This is a genomic window from Terriglobia bacterium (genome assembly GCA_036496425.1).
Lineage (GTDB): Bacteria > Acidobacteriota > Terriglobia > 20CM-2-55-15 > 20CM-2-55-15 > 20CM-2-55-15.
This window is the reverse complement of the sequence record DASXLG010000145.1, coordinates 1-15,610: the sequence shown is the minus strand read 5'-3', so window position 1 is coordinate 15,610 and position 15,610 is coordinate 1. Positions and strand designations below refer to the sequence as shown.

Annotated in this window: 14 protein-coding genes; 5 read left to right on the top strand and 9 right to left on the bottom strand. The window is 58.0% G+C overall.

Annotation, left to right across the window (positions count from 1 at the left end):
- Positions 1-84 precede the first annotated feature (84 nt).
- From VGK48_10445 to VGK48_10430, 4 genes are read right to left on the bottom strand one after another with little or no spacing between them, the layout of a single operon-like run.
- The gene (locus VGK48_10445; GenBank protein HEY2381583.1) at positions 85-1,458 is read right to left on the bottom strand and encodes an efflux transporter outer membrane subunit; all 1,374 of its coding nucleotides are present in this window, start codon (positions 1,456-1,458) and stop codon (positions 85-87) included.
- Positions 1,455-4,616 carry a multidrug efflux RND transporter permease subunit gene (locus VGK48_10440; GenBank protein ID HEY2381582.1) on the bottom strand — a complete coding sequence of 1,054 codons (3,162 nt, stop codon included), beginning with the start codon at positions 4,614-4,616 and terminating at the stop codon, positions 1,455-1,457. Before VGK48_10440 ends, VGK48_10445 begins: the two co-directional genes overlap by 4 nt.
- Positions 4,617-4,618: 2 nt before the next feature.
- Entirely contained in the window at positions 4,619-5,830 is a 1,212-nt protein-coding gene (locus tag VGK48_10435; GenBank protein ID HEY2381581.1) for an efflux RND transporter periplasmic adaptor subunit, read from the bottom strand.
- Between the two features lies 1 nt (position 5,831).
- A complete protein-coding gene (locus tag VGK48_10430; protein ID HEY2381580.1) occupies positions 5,832-6,431 on the bottom strand; it encodes a TetR/AcrR family transcriptional regulator in 600 nt (199 codons plus the stop codon).
- Positions 6,432-6,481: 50 nt separating this feature from the next.
- Here VGK48_10430 and VGK48_10425 point away from each other — a divergent pair, with 50 nt between their 5' ends.
- From VGK48_10425 to VGK48_10410, 4 genes are read left to right on the top strand one after another with little or no spacing between them, the layout of a single operon-like run.
- Positions 6,482-6,799, top strand: coding sequence for a cupin domain-containing protein (locus VGK48_10425; protein ID HEY2381579.1), 318 nt, complete (start codon positions 6,482-6,484; stop codon positions 6,797-6,799).
- 32 nt (positions 6,800-6,831) lie between these two features.
- Positions 6,832-7,887 (top strand): WYL domain-containing protein, encoded by a 1,056-nt coding sequence (locus VGK48_10420; GenBank protein ID HEY2381578.1) that lies wholly within the window; start codon positions 6,832-6,834, stop codon positions 7,885-7,887.
- A gap of 35 nt (positions 7,888-7,922) precedes the next feature.
- Positions 7,923-9,305 carry a cystathionine beta-synthase gene (locus VGK48_10415; protein HEY2381577.1) on the top strand — a complete coding sequence of 461 codons (1,383 nt, stop codon included), beginning with the start codon at positions 7,923-7,925 and terminating at the stop codon, positions 9,303-9,305.
- Positions 9,306-9,330: 25 nt separating this feature from the next.
- On the top strand, positions 9,331-9,570 hold the full coding sequence (locus VGK48_10410; GenBank protein ID HEY2381576.1) for a hypothetical protein: 240 nt from the start codon (positions 9,331-9,333) through the stop codon (positions 9,568-9,570).
- On the opposite strand, the gene zwf is transcribed toward VGK48_10410, so the two are convergent.
- Together zwf and VGK48_10400 are read right to left on the bottom strand one after the other, a co-directional pair.
- Positions 9,516-10,952: a glucose-6-phosphate dehydrogenase gene (zwf, locus tag VGK48_10405; GenBank protein HEY2381575.1), complete on the bottom strand. Its 1,437-nt coding sequence runs from the start codon at positions 10,950-10,952 to the stop codon at positions 9,516-9,518. The two genes, VGK48_10410 and zwf, sit on opposite strands and share 55 nt — an antisense overlap.
- Positions 10,945-12,045 (bottom strand): potassium channel family protein, encoded by a 1,101-nt coding sequence (locus VGK48_10400; GenBank protein HEY2381574.1) that lies wholly within the window; start codon positions 12,043-12,045, stop codon positions 10,945-10,947. The genes zwf and VGK48_10400 overlap by 8 nt, the downstream gene beginning before the upstream one ends.
- A 53-nt stretch (positions 12,046-12,098) precedes the next feature.
- Here VGK48_10400 and VGK48_10395 point away from each other — a divergent pair, with 53 nt between their 5' ends.
- Positions 12,099-13,049 carry a PLP-dependent cysteine synthase family protein gene (locus VGK48_10395; protein ID HEY2381573.1) on the top strand — a complete coding sequence of 317 codons (951 nt, stop codon included), beginning with the start codon at positions 12,099-12,101 and terminating at the stop codon, positions 13,047-13,049.
- A gap of 98 nt (positions 13,050-13,147) precedes the next feature.
- On the opposite strand, the gene VGK48_10390 is transcribed toward VGK48_10395, so the two are convergent.
- From VGK48_10390 to VGK48_10380, 3 genes are all read right to left on the bottom strand, one after another.
- Positions 13,148-14,197: an AI-2E family transporter gene (locus VGK48_10390; GenBank protein HEY2381572.1), complete on the bottom strand. Its 1,050-nt coding sequence runs from the start codon at positions 14,195-14,197 to the stop codon at positions 13,148-13,150.
- Entirely contained in the window at positions 14,178-14,708 is a 531-nt protein-coding gene (locus tag VGK48_10385) for a cyclic nucleotide-binding domain-containing protein (GenBank protein HEY2381571.1), read from the bottom strand. Before VGK48_10385 ends, VGK48_10390 begins: the two co-directional genes overlap by 20 nt.
- 28 nt (positions 14,709-14,736) lie before the next feature.
- Positions 14,737-15,610: CHAT domain-containing protein (locus VGK48_10380; protein ID HEY2381570.1), on the bottom strand; the 874-nt coding region annotated here is incomplete at its 5' end.

Sequence of the window (15,610 nt, the reverse complement as noted above, 5' to 3'; positions counted from 1 at the left end):
ACGATCGTGCGCGCATCGAGAATCTTCTAGTTGGTTGAAGGCGAGACGTTGGCAGAGCGTGTTTCCGGCACCTTACAGGAACCTTTAATCCCAGCCGCCCCCCAGCGCATTGTATAGCTCGACTACCGAGACGCGTTCGTTGAGGACGGCGCGGGAGAGATTGAGCTGCGCAGTGAAGTAGTTCGTCTCGTTGGTCAGGACTTCCAGATAGCTGGCGACGCCGCCTTTGTATCGGAGTTCGGAAAGGTCGGCCGATTCGTGGGCTGCCGTGGTCAGCGATTCCTGATGCTCGCGAAAGTCCCGATACTTCCCATAGTCGATCAGCGCATCGGAAACCTGGCGGAACGCCTGCTGAATCGTTTGCTGATACGTGAGGACGGCCTGTTGCTCCTGCGCCTCGCTGAGTTTCAGATTTGCGCGGAGCTTGCCTCCCTGAAAGATCGGCTGTGTGAGCGTCGGCGCGAAATTCCATATACCCGCCGGACCGGCGAACAGTTTGAGCAATGCGCTGCTGGCAATGCCGCCGGACGCTGTCAACGGCAGATCGGGAAACATCTGCGCCCGCGCGATGCCGATTTGCGCATTGGCGCTGACCATTTGCTGTTCCAGTTCCTGAATGTCCGGACGCCGCTCCAGCAGTCTGGAGGGAATTCCAGCAGGAACCGATACAGGCAGAGCCTGTTCCGACAGCGGGAGGCCGCGCGGAATATCGTGGGGATTGCCGCCGGTAAGCATGCTGAGTTGGTCTTCCATCTGAGAGATCCGGCGTTCGGTGTCGGGAATCGTTTCGGCGGCGGTCTCCACCAATTGTTCCGCCTGCCTCACATCCAGCAATCCGGCAGCGCCGCCGTTTGCCAGCGTTTGCGTCAGCTGAAGCGATTCCTGACGGGACTCGAGGGTTTTCTTCGCGATATCCAGTTCGAGATCGAGCTCTCGAAGCTGGAAATAAGCCGTGGCGACATTCGAAACGAGTGTCGCCACCACTTCGCGGCGCGCCCATTCGGACGCGATTAAACTCGCGCGGACGGCTTCATCCGCTCTGCGGAATTTGCCCCAGAAATCGACGTCCCAAGTGAAGAACCCCTGCAGCTGAAACTGGTTGAAGCCGAAGCCCGGAAGCTTCTCGGTCAGGTAGCTGGGGCCCGCGCTGAGCGTCGGATACGCATTCGACCGGATGATTGCGGCCTGCTGTTGCGTCTGTAGAATATGGTTCGCAGCGATGCGCACATCATAGTTTTGATCGAGGGCGGTCCGGATCAACTTCTGCAGTTCCGGATCCTGAAATACTTCAGACCATTTCTCGTCGCCGAGCGAAGTGGATGCCGGTGCTGCCTGCGACGAACTGTCATTGCGGAACGCGTCCGGCGTTGCGACGAGGGGCCGCTTGTAGTTCGGCCCGACGGTGGTGCAGCCCGATACCAAAAGAACCAAAATTCCGAAATGAATGACGCGCTTCATGCGGGCTCCCTCCCATTTCCGGGATATTCGTCGTTGCTCACGTCGGTCCGCTTGATGCGGTGAGAAAGTTTTTCGACCACCTCAAAGGTCACCGGGATAAAGAAAATGGCGATCACGGAGGCCGCCAGCATTCCCCCGATGACGGCAGTTCCAAGGATCCTGCGGGACACCGCTCCCGATCCTGCCGCCGCCCACAGCGGAACGCAGCCCAGGATGAAAGCGAAGGCCGTCATGAGAATCGGCCGCAGCCGGATGCGCGCGCCCGTAAGCGCGGCGTCCTCGAGACTCTTGCCGCGCTCGAATTCCTGTTTTGCAAACTCCACGATCAGAATGGCGTTCTTGGCGGACAATCCGATCAACATCACAAGACCGATTTGCGCATAGATGTCGTTCTCGAAGTGCCGCGCCCACAGGGCCAGATATGCGCCCAGCACCGCGACGGGCGTGCCGAGCAGCACGCTGAACGGCAGCGACCAGCTTTCGTATTGAGCCGCGAGGATCAGGAATACGAACAACAGCGACAGGCCGAAAATTGCCGCCGGCGAAACGCCCCGGGCCGCCTGCTGTTCCTGATAGGAGATTCCGGTGTAATCGAAGCCCATTTCGCGCGGCATGCTTTCCGCGAATGCGCTTTCGAGCGCCTTCATCGCCTGCCCCGAACTGTATCCCGGCGCCGCGGCCGCATTGATCTGAGCGGCGTGGTACTCGTTGTAGCGCATGGTGAATTCCGGGCCCGATATCGTTTTCAAATCCGTCAGCGCGCTGAGCGGCGCCATGCCGTTGCGATTGTTTGCCACATAGAACTGGCCGAGATTTTCGGCGCGTGTCCGGTAGGGCCCTTCGGCTTCGACGTAGACCTGCCACTGCCTGCCGAAACGGTTGAAGTAATTCACCAGATATCCGCCCATGAAGGCCTGGAGCGTCTGGTATACATCCCCGATATTAACGCCCTGGCGTTCGACCTTTGCGCGATCGACGTCGATGAATTCCTGGGGAACGTTCGGAAGGTAGGATGTCGTAACGCCGACAAGCTCAGGGCGTTTGCGTGCCGCTTGAAGAAACTTGTCGACGTTATCGCTGAGGAACCCAAGGCTCGCTCCGGACCGGTCTTCCAGCATGAACGTCACGCCTCCGGAGGTCCCGACGCCGGGGATGGCAGGTGGCGAAAACGAAAAGGCCACGCCGTCCTCGACTTTGCCAAGCTCGGATGTGATATGGCTGCGGATGGCGTCGTATTGCTCTTCAGGTTTTGTCCGTTCGTCCCACGGCTTTTCCGTCACAAAGAAGAATGCGCTGTAGGTGTTCTGCACACGGCTCAGCAGACTGAAACCGATGACCGAAGTGCAGCCTTGCACGCCGGGCGAGTGAAGAATCACGTCTTCGACTTTACTTGCGGCTGCGGCCGTCCGCTGCAGAGACGATGCATCCGGCAGCTGCATGCTGACGTACACATAACCGAAGTCTTCTTCAGGCAGAAACGACGTCGGCAGCTTGCGGCCGATGGCGGCTGCTCCAACCAGAATCAAACCCAGGAGCAGGAGGCTGATCACGGCTTTTCTAAGCAGGAAATGCGAAAGGCCGACGTAGGCGTTTGTCGCATGTCCGAAGCCGCGGTTGAACCAGTCGAAGAAGCGGCCAAGCAGCCCTCGCTTTTCGCTGCGCGGTTTGAGCAGGAGCGCGGCCATTGCGGGGCTCAGAGAAAGCGCGTTGAAGGCCGAAAGAATGACGGAAATGGCGATCGTGACGGCGAATTGCTGATAGAGCCTGCCGGTCAGGCCTGGAATGAAAACCGTTGGAATGAATACCGCGCTCAAAATCAGCGCGATGGCAATGACGGGCCCGGAGACTTCCTCCATCGCTTTCAGGGCCGCATCGCGAGGAGAAAGACCCTCCTCAATATGCCGCTCGACGGCTTCGACGACGACAATGGCATCGTCCACCACCAGGCCGATCGCCAGGACGAGGCCGAACAACGAAAGCGTGTTGATCGAGAAACCGAGCAGCGGGAACACTGCGAATGTTCCGACGAGCGAGACCGGCACGGCCATCAGAGGGATGAGTGTCGCGCGCCAGCCCTGAAGAAAGATATAGACCACGAGAACAACCAGGGCGAGCGCCTCAAACAGGGTGTACACGATTTCGCGCATTCCCGCGGTCACTGCCGCTGTGGTGTCGAGACTGACGGTGTCCGAAAGGCCCTGAGGGAATCGCTGGCTCAACTGGGCGAGACGAGCCCGGAGACCGTTGGCCGCATCGACGGCGTTCGAACCCGGAAGCTGGTAAATGGCGAGAATGGCCGACGGTCTGCCGTTGTATCGTCCGGAGAGGTTGTACGTCTGCGCGCCCATCTCGATGCGGGCGACATCTTTCAAGCGGAGCGTCGAGCCGTCGGGATCGGAGCGCAGAATAATGTCGCCGAACTCTTCGGGCGATTCCAGCCGCCCCTGCGCGCGCACCGTATATGTGAACTGCTGGCCCTTCGGAACCGGCTCGCCGCCGATCTGTCCAGCGGGATTCACCGTGTTTTGCGTCCCTAACGCCTGGACGATTTGAGGAACAGTGACATGCAGCTTGGCAAGCTGATCCGGCTTGACCCAGACCCGCATGGCGTACTGACCCGCGCCGAACACCTGCACTCGCGCGATGCCCGGGACGCGGGTTAATTCGTCCACCAGGTTGATGTAGGCATAGTTCGCCAGAAAGACGCTGTCGTATTGGTTGTTCGGCGAATAGAGAGCAACGAGCATCAGCGGCGCCGACAGCGATTTCTGTACCACCAGTCCGGCCGTATTCACTTGAGCGGGAAGCTGGGACTGCGCCTGAGAAGTGCGCAGTTGCGTCAGGACCTGATCGATGTTGGGGTCGGTCTTGACGTCGAAGTCCACCGTAATGGACGTCTGCCCGTTGTTGGCATTGACCGAATACATGTACGCCATGTTGTCGACGCCACTGATCTGTGCCTCAAGCGGTGTCGCGACGGATTGTTCAAGCGTCTGCGCGTCTGCTCCGGGGTAGGTCGCGCTGACCTGGATTTCGGGCGGGACGATGCTGGGGAATTGCGCGACCGGCAATGAAAGCATCGAGACCAGGCCGACGATCAGCATGACAATGGCAATGACCATCGCGACGATCGGCCGGTTGATGAAAAATCTGGACATGGCTACTGGCCTCCGCCCCCGCCGGCATTACCGCTGTCCGAGGTGTCCGGCGCCGGATTGACGTCCATTCCTTCGCGCACTTTCGCCGTGCCTTCCGAAACAACCTTGTCTCCGGCCATCAACCCGCTCGTAACCACCCAGAGAGTTCCAACCCGATCGCCGACGCCGACGTTGCGGATGCTGACTTTATTCTCCGGGCCGACGACGGCGATCTGATAGCGGCCCTGGAGTTCAGTCACCGCACGCTGCGGGACCAGCAGCGCGGACTTGTGGAAACCGATCAGGGAGCGTATCCGGCCGAACTGGCCAGGACGGAGAATATTGCCGGGGTTCGGAAAAACGCCCACCATCCGGATCGTTCCGGTCTGTGAATCGACCTGCCGGTCTGCAAACGCGGAGGTCCCCTGGCTCGGATATGTGTCGCCATTGGAGAGTATCAGCTGCAGCCGGCTGGGAACATTTTGTCGAAGGAGGCCGGACCCGGCCTGGTTTCCTTTCGCCAGCTGCAGATATTCCTGTTCGCTGATCGGGAAGTACACCTTGATCGGGTTGACCTGGGAAACAGTCGTTAAAATCGTGGTCGGGCCGACAAGGTTTCCGATCTGCGTTGCCGCAATCCCGGCGATGCCATCGATCAGGGATTTCACCCTCGTAAAGCCTAGATTCAGTTCGCCCTGCTCGATGGAGGCCTCCGCGGCCTGGACGGAGCCTTCGGCCGTCCTGGACTGCGCTTCCGCCTGAGCTTTGGCCTGGACGTCATTGTCCAGTTGGCTTTGAGCGATCGCTCGGGCAGCAGCGAGCGGCGTATCCCGCTTCACATTGATTTCCGCCAGCGCCAGCGCTGCCTGAGCCTGCGCCACCTGGCCGCGGGCTTGCGCGAGCTGGGCTTTCGACTGATCGAGAGCGGCCTGGAACGGTCTCGGATCGATTTCAAACAGCACATCGTCTTTATGGACGAATGAACCTTCGGCATAGTCCTGCTTGACCAGGTATCCGGACACTTGCGGTTGGATATTGGCATTGACGTTTCCATCGAGGGTGGCCACCCAGTCGCCGTATACCGGAACATCTTTCTGTATGACTTCGACAACGCCGACCTTCGTCGGCGGAGGAGCACTGGAATTGGCGGCTTTTGTCGAGCAGCCGTCGAGAATCAGCATAACCAACGCTGAAAACAGCAGACCAGAACGGGCAGCATTACAGACAGGGTTCATATTATTTATTCGTTCTCACGTTGAGATAAGAGAGCACCGCGATCTTGAATTCCTGAACGACGCCGCGCTTCTCCGGTAGAGGAACTTCGGCATAAAGCTGATTCATGGCCTTCAGCATCTGAAGTGTCACGGTTGCCAGTTCGAGCGCTTTTCGCTGCGGCAATCTCGGCAGGCAGGCGCGCAAACAGGCGGCAAGGCGTTCTTTGATGATCTTCCGGATCGCTGCCGGAGTGCGCGTGCTCGAAGGCGCGTCGAGCAGGGCCGGAAATGCGGGATTCTCGTCCGCGAACCGGATGGTTGATTCGATCAGCCTGCGCACCAGATTCGGAAGGTCCATCGCCGCCGCTTCGACTTCCAGAGGCAGCCACATCTCCTCGAACTTCTGGACGTACTGGGTGCGGAGCGCCTGAACAATCGACGGCTTGTTCGGAAAGAACTGGTAAAGCGAGCCGATCGGCGCGCCCGCGCGATCCGCGATCGCGGACATTGTCGCGGCGTCGTATCCGACTGCAGCGATCACGTGGGCCGTCGCATCCAGAAGTTCGGACACCCGGCGTTCGCCCCGAGCCTGTTGCGGAGTGCGGCGAGGAAGCTCCGTCAAATGCGAGTCCTTCCTCATATTCATTCATAATACAATAGCGGCACTCGGATATGGAAGTTCGGAACCTTGAAGAATTTGTCCGTTTTTCGGACGAGAAGATGCAGAAGCTGCCGCTGTTTGAATCGGCGAAATACTTCTGCGATCTCTATTGTCTGAAACCGGGCCAGGATCAACGCGTCCACAGCCATGCCGAATCGGATAAGATCTATCTGGTTTTGCGGGGCAAGGGAGTCTTTCACATCGCCGGCGAAGACCGCGAGCTGAATCCGGGTGAAGCGGTGATTGCGAGACCGGGTCAGGATCATGGCGTGAGAAATTCCGCCGCGGAAGATTTGGTACTACTGGTTTTTATGACACCCCGTCCATAATCGGCAGGAACCGGGGCAGGAGAGGGAAGCAAATGGGGCGAAACGCGCAATTGATCCGGCAGTGGGCGATGTTGAAGCAGATCGAAATGAACCGCTGGACCACGATAGCGGATATGGCCGAGCATCACGTGGTCTCGACCAAAACGATCCGGCGCGATCTGGCTGCGCTGATGGAGGCCGGCTTTCCGCTCTACGACGAACGCTACGACGGGAAAGTGTATTGGCGGCTGAACGACGAATATAAAGGTCTGCCGCTGGCCACCCTTTCTCTTTCGGAAACCGCTGCCTTGTATTTCAGCAAGAAGCTGGTGGTGAACCTCGCTGCTCCTCCGTTCTCGGACGACATTGCCTCCGCCTTCAAGAAAATCGAAAGCGCTTTGCCGGACCGGAATATCAAGTTTCTCGACAGCCTGGACAACATGATCAGCGTTCGCGCCGATGCGCCGAAGGACCTGGAGCATCGCAAGGTCACGATTCGCGTCATGATGGAAGCGATCGGAGAAGAAGTCAAAGTCCGGATGGAGTATTACTCCGTTCACAGCCAGCAGAAAAAAACCTACACGATTCATCCCTACCGCTTGATGTATTTCCGCGGCGGCCTTTATCTGTTTGCGTTTGTCGAGGAATACACACAGATCCGCACGTTCGCCATCGAGCGCATCGAAAGTCTCGAGAAGACCCGCGACACTTTCGACAAACCCGCGGACTTCTCGGTGGAGAACTATCTGGAATCCGCATTCGGCGTGGTGAAGGAAGATCCCTTCGACGTCGAGATCGTTTTCAACTCCGATATTTCCGAATATGTCCGGTCGCGCGTCTGGCACCCTTCGCAACAGGTGCGCGAAATCGGCGGCGGCCGCATTTCGATGAAGATGCACGTTGGAGGCGAATTCGAATTGGGTTCCTGGATCCTCAGCTTTGGATCCTCCGCTACAGTCATCTCACCGGACCGACTGCGCCGGCGTGTCGAGGCCGAACTCGCCCGGGCGCTCGAGAATTACCGCAAGGAAGTCACGGTTGCTCCCGCCCGGAAAGCCAAAAAAGTGGAAGCCAAGAAGGCGCTTACGGCCGCTGCCCGCCGCGGATAATGCCGAAGAATCGCTTGTGATATCGTAAAAATATCGTGTGGCACAGCAACATTCTGGAAGTGATCGGCAACACGCCGCTGGTACGCCTGAATCGCGTGGTCCGCGGTGTGCGTGCGACCGTGCTCGCGAAGCTCGAATATATGAACCCGGGCGGCAGCGTCAAAGACCGCATCGGAATCACGATGCTCGAGGCCGCCGAACGCGCCGGGGAAATCAAGCCCGGCGGGACGATCATCGAAGGCACTTCCGGAAACACCGGTATGGGGCTTGCCCTGGCCGCCGCGATCAAAGGTTATCAGTGCATTTTTACGATGCCGGACAAGATGAGCCAGGAGAAGATCGATGCCTTGCGCGCCCTGGGCGCGGAAGTGATCGTGACTCCGTCTCAGGTCGATCATCATGATCCGCGAAGCTATCACTCCGTTGCGCTGCGTTTGAGCCGCGAAATCCCGAACAGTGTTTTCCCGAATCAATACGAGAATCCCGCCAACCTCGAAGCCCATTACAAGACGACCGGGCCCGAGATCTGGGAGCAGACTGCAGGAAAGGTGACGCATGTCGTGATCGGCGTCGGAACCGGCGGCACGATTACCGGAACTGCGCGCTTCCTGAAAGAAAAGAACCCGAAGATTCGCGTCATCGGCGCCGATCCGGCGGGATCCATCTTCGCAGAGATGTTCAAGACCGGCCGCAAGCCGCAGGTACAGCCATATAAGATTGAAGGCATCGGTCAGGACGAGCTTCCCGCTAATGTGGATTTCTCCGTCATCGACGAGATTCATGCGGTCTCCGATAAAGACGCGTTTCTGCTGACGCGGCAGCTGGCGCGCTACGAAGGCATCTTTGCCGGAGGGTCCGCCGGCGCCGCGCTCTGCGCCGCGCTGAAATCTTCCGATAAGCTCACTGAAAACGATTTGATGGTCATCATCATTCCGGATTCGGGCACGCGCTACCTGAGCAAGATCTACAACGACAACTGGATGCGCGAGAATCAGTTCATCGAGCCGAGGGTCAAGGTCAGCGCAGGCCAGGTGGTCCAGGACAAGCAGCGGCGCGCTGAGAAACTGGTGTCGGTTCCGCTTGGAATTACCATCGAGCAGGCCGTGAATCTCATGCGGGAGCACGATATCTCCCAGGTGCCGATTATCGAAGGCGGGGCGGTGGTCGGCAGTATCAGCGAGACGCGGATTCTCGACATCCTGGTTTCCGATCCCGTGGCCAAGCATAAGCCGGTTGCCGAGTATATGGAGCGGCCGTTTCCGGTGATCTCGGAGGACACGGCGCTCGATGAGATCGCTCATAACATGGACCACCAAACGCCGGCGATTCTGGTCAAACGTTCGACCGGATTCGACATCATCACGAAATCGGATCTGATCTTCTTTCTTACCAAGCAGAAGGGCGAAAAGGGCAGCTGACAAAATGTGTTAACATCATTTATCGATGTCTGACGAAAAGATCTGCAATTCCACAGATCATCTTTTTGTCCCGATCCTTGAAGTTTCCGTCCCCCTTTACCGATGCATCCACTGCAATGTCTTCGCCTACCACGACACGGTCAAGCAACTGGCAAAAAACCGCAGCTACAAGGCGCTCGATGATGAACCGGTGTTGCCGGTGGCCGTTCCTTACTGGCGCAGGCTGTGGACCGGCATCAGGAGACGGTTCGCTTCCGCCGGGTAAGTGCCGCCGGCATAATTGGGAAATCGAGGCGCTGGGAGCTTGGCCCAGCCTTCGAGAATCGCCGACACGAATCGCCACGCTGCTTCAACTTCATCGGACCGCGTAAAGAGGGAAGGATCGCCGCGCAATGCGTCCAGAAGCAGGCGCTCATAGGCCTCCGGCGATCGCTGCCGAAAGGCGCTGCCGTACGAAAAATCCATCTTCACATCCTGAACCGCAAAGCGGGTTCCGGGCTGCTTGCATACGAAGGAAAGGCTGATACCTTCGTTGGGCTGAATCCGGATAAGAAGCGAATTCGGATTCGGCGGACATTCGGCGAACTCGCGGAAGAGGCAAAGAGGCGGCTGGTTGAATTCAATTTCAATGTCGGTAACGCGCGCCGGCAACTTCTTACCAGCCTGGATGATGATGGGAACTCCAGACCAGCGCCAGTTATCAATCGTTGTCTGTATTGCGGCGTAGGTTTCCGTGGTCGATTCCGGATTCACGCCTTCTTCGTTGCGATAACCGTTATATTGGCCGCGGACGGTGTGCGACGCAACGGCGTTTGCGCTCATCACCGGCAGTGTACGAAGCACCTTCACCTTTTCATCACGGATGGCTTCCGCATCGAATGTTGCCGGCGGTTCCATGGTCGTGAGGCATAACAGCTGGAGCGCATGATTCTGCACGATGTCCCGCAGCGCGCCGGCGGTGTCGTAATATGCGCCGCGCTTTCCTTCCATGCCGATGGACTCTGCAACCGTAATCCGAATGTTGTTGACGTGGGTGCGATTGAAAACCGGCTCGAAAATGGAATTGCCGAAGCGGAACGTCAGAATGTTCTGAACGGTTTCCTTGCCCAGATAGTGATCGATCCGGAAGATCTGATCTTCGCGCAACATCTTTTTGATTTCCGCGTTCAGATCTTGCGCGCTTTTAAGGTCATGGCCGAACGGTTTTTCGAAAACAACGCGAACCCATGACTTCTGGCCGGCGTGCAGCAGCCGGGATTCGTGCAGGCGTTCGACGATCGATGGAACGAGGTCGGGCGCGACCGCCAGATAGAAGAGCCTGTTGCCGCCGAGCGCGAGCTGGCTGTCGAGTTGTTCGAGCCTGGCCTTGACGGCTGCAAAACTCTCAGGTTTGGTTGTATCGCCTGCCTGGTAATAGACGAACGGAAGGAGCCTTTCCACCTCCTGGTCCTGAACCCAGCGGCGGACCAGGTCACGGTACGCATCGTCCGTCATTGCGGAGCGGGATGTTCCCAGTACTGCATATTGATCCGGCATGTATCCCATCGACGCGAGGCGGCACAATGCGGGAATCAGCTTCTTCTGACTGAGGTCCCCGGAGCCTCCGAAGATGACGAATGCAAATCGATCTTTAAGTTCTTCAGGCATGAGTGACGCGTCCCCAGGCGCTCGTCTGCCAGTTGTCCGCCGATTGGGCCGCCAGCTGCCAGCCCGGAAGAGGCATCAGCAGATAAATCGAGAGCGCATGAACATAAGGTTCGTACATACGGCGGAGGGCGAGAAGCTTTTCGTCGTCGTTGCTTCCGTCCTGCGCCGAGATTCCATGAGAGCTCAAGTTTGCCCGCAGCCGCGCGAGCTCATGCGGCGGAAGCCGGTCCAGCGGCGGGTCATGCGGGCTGGTGTTGAATACGTGAGCAATATCCACGACGGCGTGCCGGGCCATCGCGAACGTCAGCTTCGCCTGGTGCGCGGGCACGCCGTCGATGCCGACCATCACGAGAGCGCTGACATCCAGGACGGTGGTCAGAGCCGCCAGCCATGACTGATTGCTGTGTTGCGACCGGTAATAGGCCAGCACGGGATAGGACAGGTGGCTTTCGAGCAGTTCCGCCGCCCATCGCTCCCAATCGCGAAGGAAGGCGGACAGTTCCACGAACGCATTGCCGTCGAAGTGACGGAGCAGCAATTCGGCGGCCGTGGATGGCGATCCGGCGCGCGCATCCAGCAGCGAGATGTTCAATTCCCGTCGCGAGAACGCCTGATACAGGACAGGCAGGTAACCGATCACGATCGCCAGAAATCCGAGTCCAAGGCCGGCCTGCAGGATGGTCAGCGCACGGCCCGTCCAACCCTTAACCAGCACATCCCCAACGCCGAGAGTAAAAAATGTCGATCCACTGAAATAGAGATCCGTGAGAAAGCCGCGGCTGCCATCTTCGATTTTCATCGGCGTATCGAGGGATCGATGCAGAAGAGCAAAGCCCAGGATGAGGCCTGACGCCCACACGATCAGAAGAAAGACCAGGGAAACCGGACCATAGAAACTGAGGAAAACCTCCCGCCGCGGCCGCTTCGTCATCCGCTCCGCCCACCATTTCCACGGCACCCACGTGCCGCGATAAAAGAATCGGGCCAAGCGGAACTTTCGAGTGACGCGCCGGGGCAGGATGATGACCTCGAAAGCGTCCCACAGAATGATAACGATGATGCTGATGCTGCCCAGAACCGCAAGAATGCGCATGATCCCCAATGACCGCAAATCAGCATATAACGGTTGTGGTACAACTGATCCTTATGAATCCATTTGCAATGATACCGATCGAACAACGTTATGCCGGGTTTCACGAGCGTTATCCGGCGCTCAACTTGATCGGAAACACCAGGATGGTCGAGATCCTGTGTTTCAAAGAAGAACTGCCCGAGGTCCGCATCTATGCGAAAGCGGAGTACGCAAATCCGGGAGGAAGTCTCAAGGACCGGCCCGTCCGCCGGATGCTGCTCGAAGCGTTAATCGAAGGAAAGGTCGGCAAAGGACAGGTGGTGCTGGATTCCAGCTCCGGCAACGCGGGAATAGCGTACGCCATGCTCGGCGCCATGATGAATCTTCCTATCACGATCGTGGTGCCTGGAAACGCAAGTAAGGAACGAAAACTGAGAATTCAGGCGCACGGCGCGAAGCTGATTCAGACCGATCCGCTGGAAGGCTATGATGAAGCGCTCCGTGAAGGACATCGCATTGCCGAACACGAACCCGGCAAATACTTTCACTGCGATCAATACGCCAACGACAACAACTGGATGTCGCACTTCGAGACAACCGCGCCGGAAATCCTCGCGCAAACCGGCGGACAGCTGACGCACTTCGTCGCCGGCATCGGCACAGGCGGAACCATTACCGGAGTCGGCCGGCGCCTGAAGAAAGATTTGCCCGGCGTTGAAATTGTCCAGATCGTCCCTGAAGATTTCCCCGGTATCGAAGGCCTGAAACCGCTGGAAAATCCCGGCGACATCATTCCGAAGATTCTCGACAAGTCCGTCATCGACGAAAAGGTCAAGGTGTCCAGCACCGATGCCGCAAAGATGTGCGCATTGCTTGCACGCCACGGGTTTTTTGCAGGCCAGTCGTCAGGGGCATATCTCCACGGCGTCTATGAGACCGCCCGGCGGATTCGGAAAGGCGTCATTGTTACGCTGCTGAATGATATCGGTGAACGGTACATGAGTACGCAGTTGTGGGAAAGGTAAAGACTTATTGGAAGTTGTATCATCCGACGTTTCTGCATTTCTTCATATAAAGAAATTCAGAAACCTCCAATGTTGCAACTGCCAATAAGTTTTTTCCCTTACGTCCGAACCTGCAACTGGTAATTCGCATAAAACTCCTGGCCAATCACCTTGATGGTCGATGCGACCGGAATCGCAATGAGCAGACCCAGGGTTCCGAGCAATTCGCCGCCGATCACCAGGACCAGTGCGACCGTCAACGGATGCAGGTCGACATTGTGCGAGAGCACAGCCGGCGCGATGAAGATGTTGTCCATGACGTGCGCGCCGGCCGCGGCCGCAACCAGCCCGTAAATGCTGTTCAGGGGCAAGCCGGTTCCCAGGTAAAGAAACGCGCCGAAAACGGTTCCCATGACCGGACCGAGGTAAGGAATCATGTTCGTGATTCCGCACACGGCGGAAATCAGCAGGATGTAGCGCTGGTCCACAAAGACACTCGCAATACCCATGCAGAGGGCCTGCGTTACTCCGACGAGAATGCATTCGATCAGGCGTCCGCGCAGGTAGCCGCCGATCTGTTCATCGATGCGGTTGAACATGATCAGCGACATTTCAAAATAGCGGTTGGGCACCAGCTCGACGACATGCCGCTTGAGGGTCTTTCCATCCCGGACCATGAAATACGCGATAAACGGCACCAGGATGAGGTTGAGGAGAAAACTTGTGACGAGCCCGGGCAACTGTTCGAACAAGCGGCTTCCCACCGCTGTCGCTTTTGCGGTGACCTGGTCGCCGATGTGAACCGATTGCAACATCGGCAGCTTGCTGTCGACTTTGTTCTCCACTTCACCGAGTTGCTGGGAGAGCCGGTTCGCAAAGGTCGTGCTGGAGCTGTTGACGGCTTCCAGCCGCAGCCATTGCGGCATCAGCGCAAGCAGCGTAATGACACCCGCGAATGTAATGCCGAGCAGCAGGAGAAAGGCTTTTCCCCGATCCATTCCGCGGCGCTGCAGAATCACAATGATCGGATCGAACAGGTAGGCGGCAAACAAAGCAGCCACGAACGGCACCAGCAGGACCTTGACAGCGAAGAAAGCCAGGACGAGGGCGACGATCAGTCCTGCGAAAGCGAGCAGACGGACAGGCCCTTCACCGAACAGATTCTTCATTGGGTCCCCGGATTTGCCAGATATCGCGCAGCTGGGCATTGGTGTAGCGCAAACGCTCGGCGAGGGTTTGTGCCAGCCCTAAGCTGATCTTGGCGCCCATGCCAGGATGCAGATTGATGATTTCGATGAGATCCGGATGAAAGAATCCGATCAATTCCGAGCGCTCACGCGCAACGGCAGTCGCGGACCTCGACGTATCCCCGAGCAGCGCCATTTCCCCGAAAAAATCGCCGGTCCCGAGTTCCGCCAGAATGAGCCGGTTTTCACTTCGATGCTGGAGCACGATATCGATCCGGCCCGAACGGATCACATACATCCCGGCGCCGGGCTCGGTTTCCACAAAAACGGGCTCACCGGCCTCATACATTCGAACATGCACGACTCGATCGAGAATCCTCAGTTCTTTTGGTGTCAGATCGTGAAACAGCGGGACGTTTTGAAGGGTTTCCGCGAGCGACTCCTTGCGTGTCCCCCAGTTGAAAATGTTGCCCCAGATGCCGTCTGCCTTCATTCGCTTGCGCATCCTAGCATAAGGGCTGTTAGCGCAGGGCGCTGAAGTTACCCGTCACGACGAAACCGGACCAGTAATACGGATGGGCGCGTTCCGGCGTGGATTGCAGGAAACTCAGTTGCGCCGTGCGCAACGCCTGGGCGACCGGCATGTGGTCAAGTGCGAACGCGCGATGGAATTGGATCATGAGATCGGCGGTACTCGATCCTTCGACAGGCCACAACGAACCGACGACCGATCCGGCGCCGCCGATCAGAAAAGCCGAAGTCAGGCCGCGTACGCCGATGCCGTCCCTCGAGTTGCCTACGGATGAATCACAGGACGACAGGATGACGACCGCATTGCCGGGCAGCCGCTGTCGGGAAATATCGACAGCCGTCACGCTGTTTGGTCCTGACCGATTGCCGTCCAGGAGAATGGAGGAGCGCAGGGGATCGATGGCGTCCGTAGCCGAATGGCCCGCATAGTGGAAGATCTCGGCTTTGTTCATCGCGCCCAGAAACGTCGCTTTATTGACCTGCTGGCCGGAATACAATGTCGAGCTCTTGTAAAGCATCGCGAGCGCGTTCAGCTCTTTCAACTCCGAAGCGCCGCCATTCTGAGAACCGAATTCCACGATCGCATTTCGAGGGGTGTCTGGGATCCGTTCATTGGCGGCGAGAAAATGCGTCAGGCTCGGGCTGACAACGACCGGAAATTCCTGAATGAGGTACCTGCCGTCGCCGGGCCGGCGGAGCGCGCTGAAGGGCAGGCCGTGCAGGGCGCGATCCGGGATGATCACGAGCGTACGGTTGGGATCGAGCAAATTCGAAACCGGCTCGATCAGTACGCTCCCCAGTTCGGACAGAAGGGCATCCGCGTCCGCTTCGCCGCGAAGTTTCTTGAGGACGGCCTCGACTTGT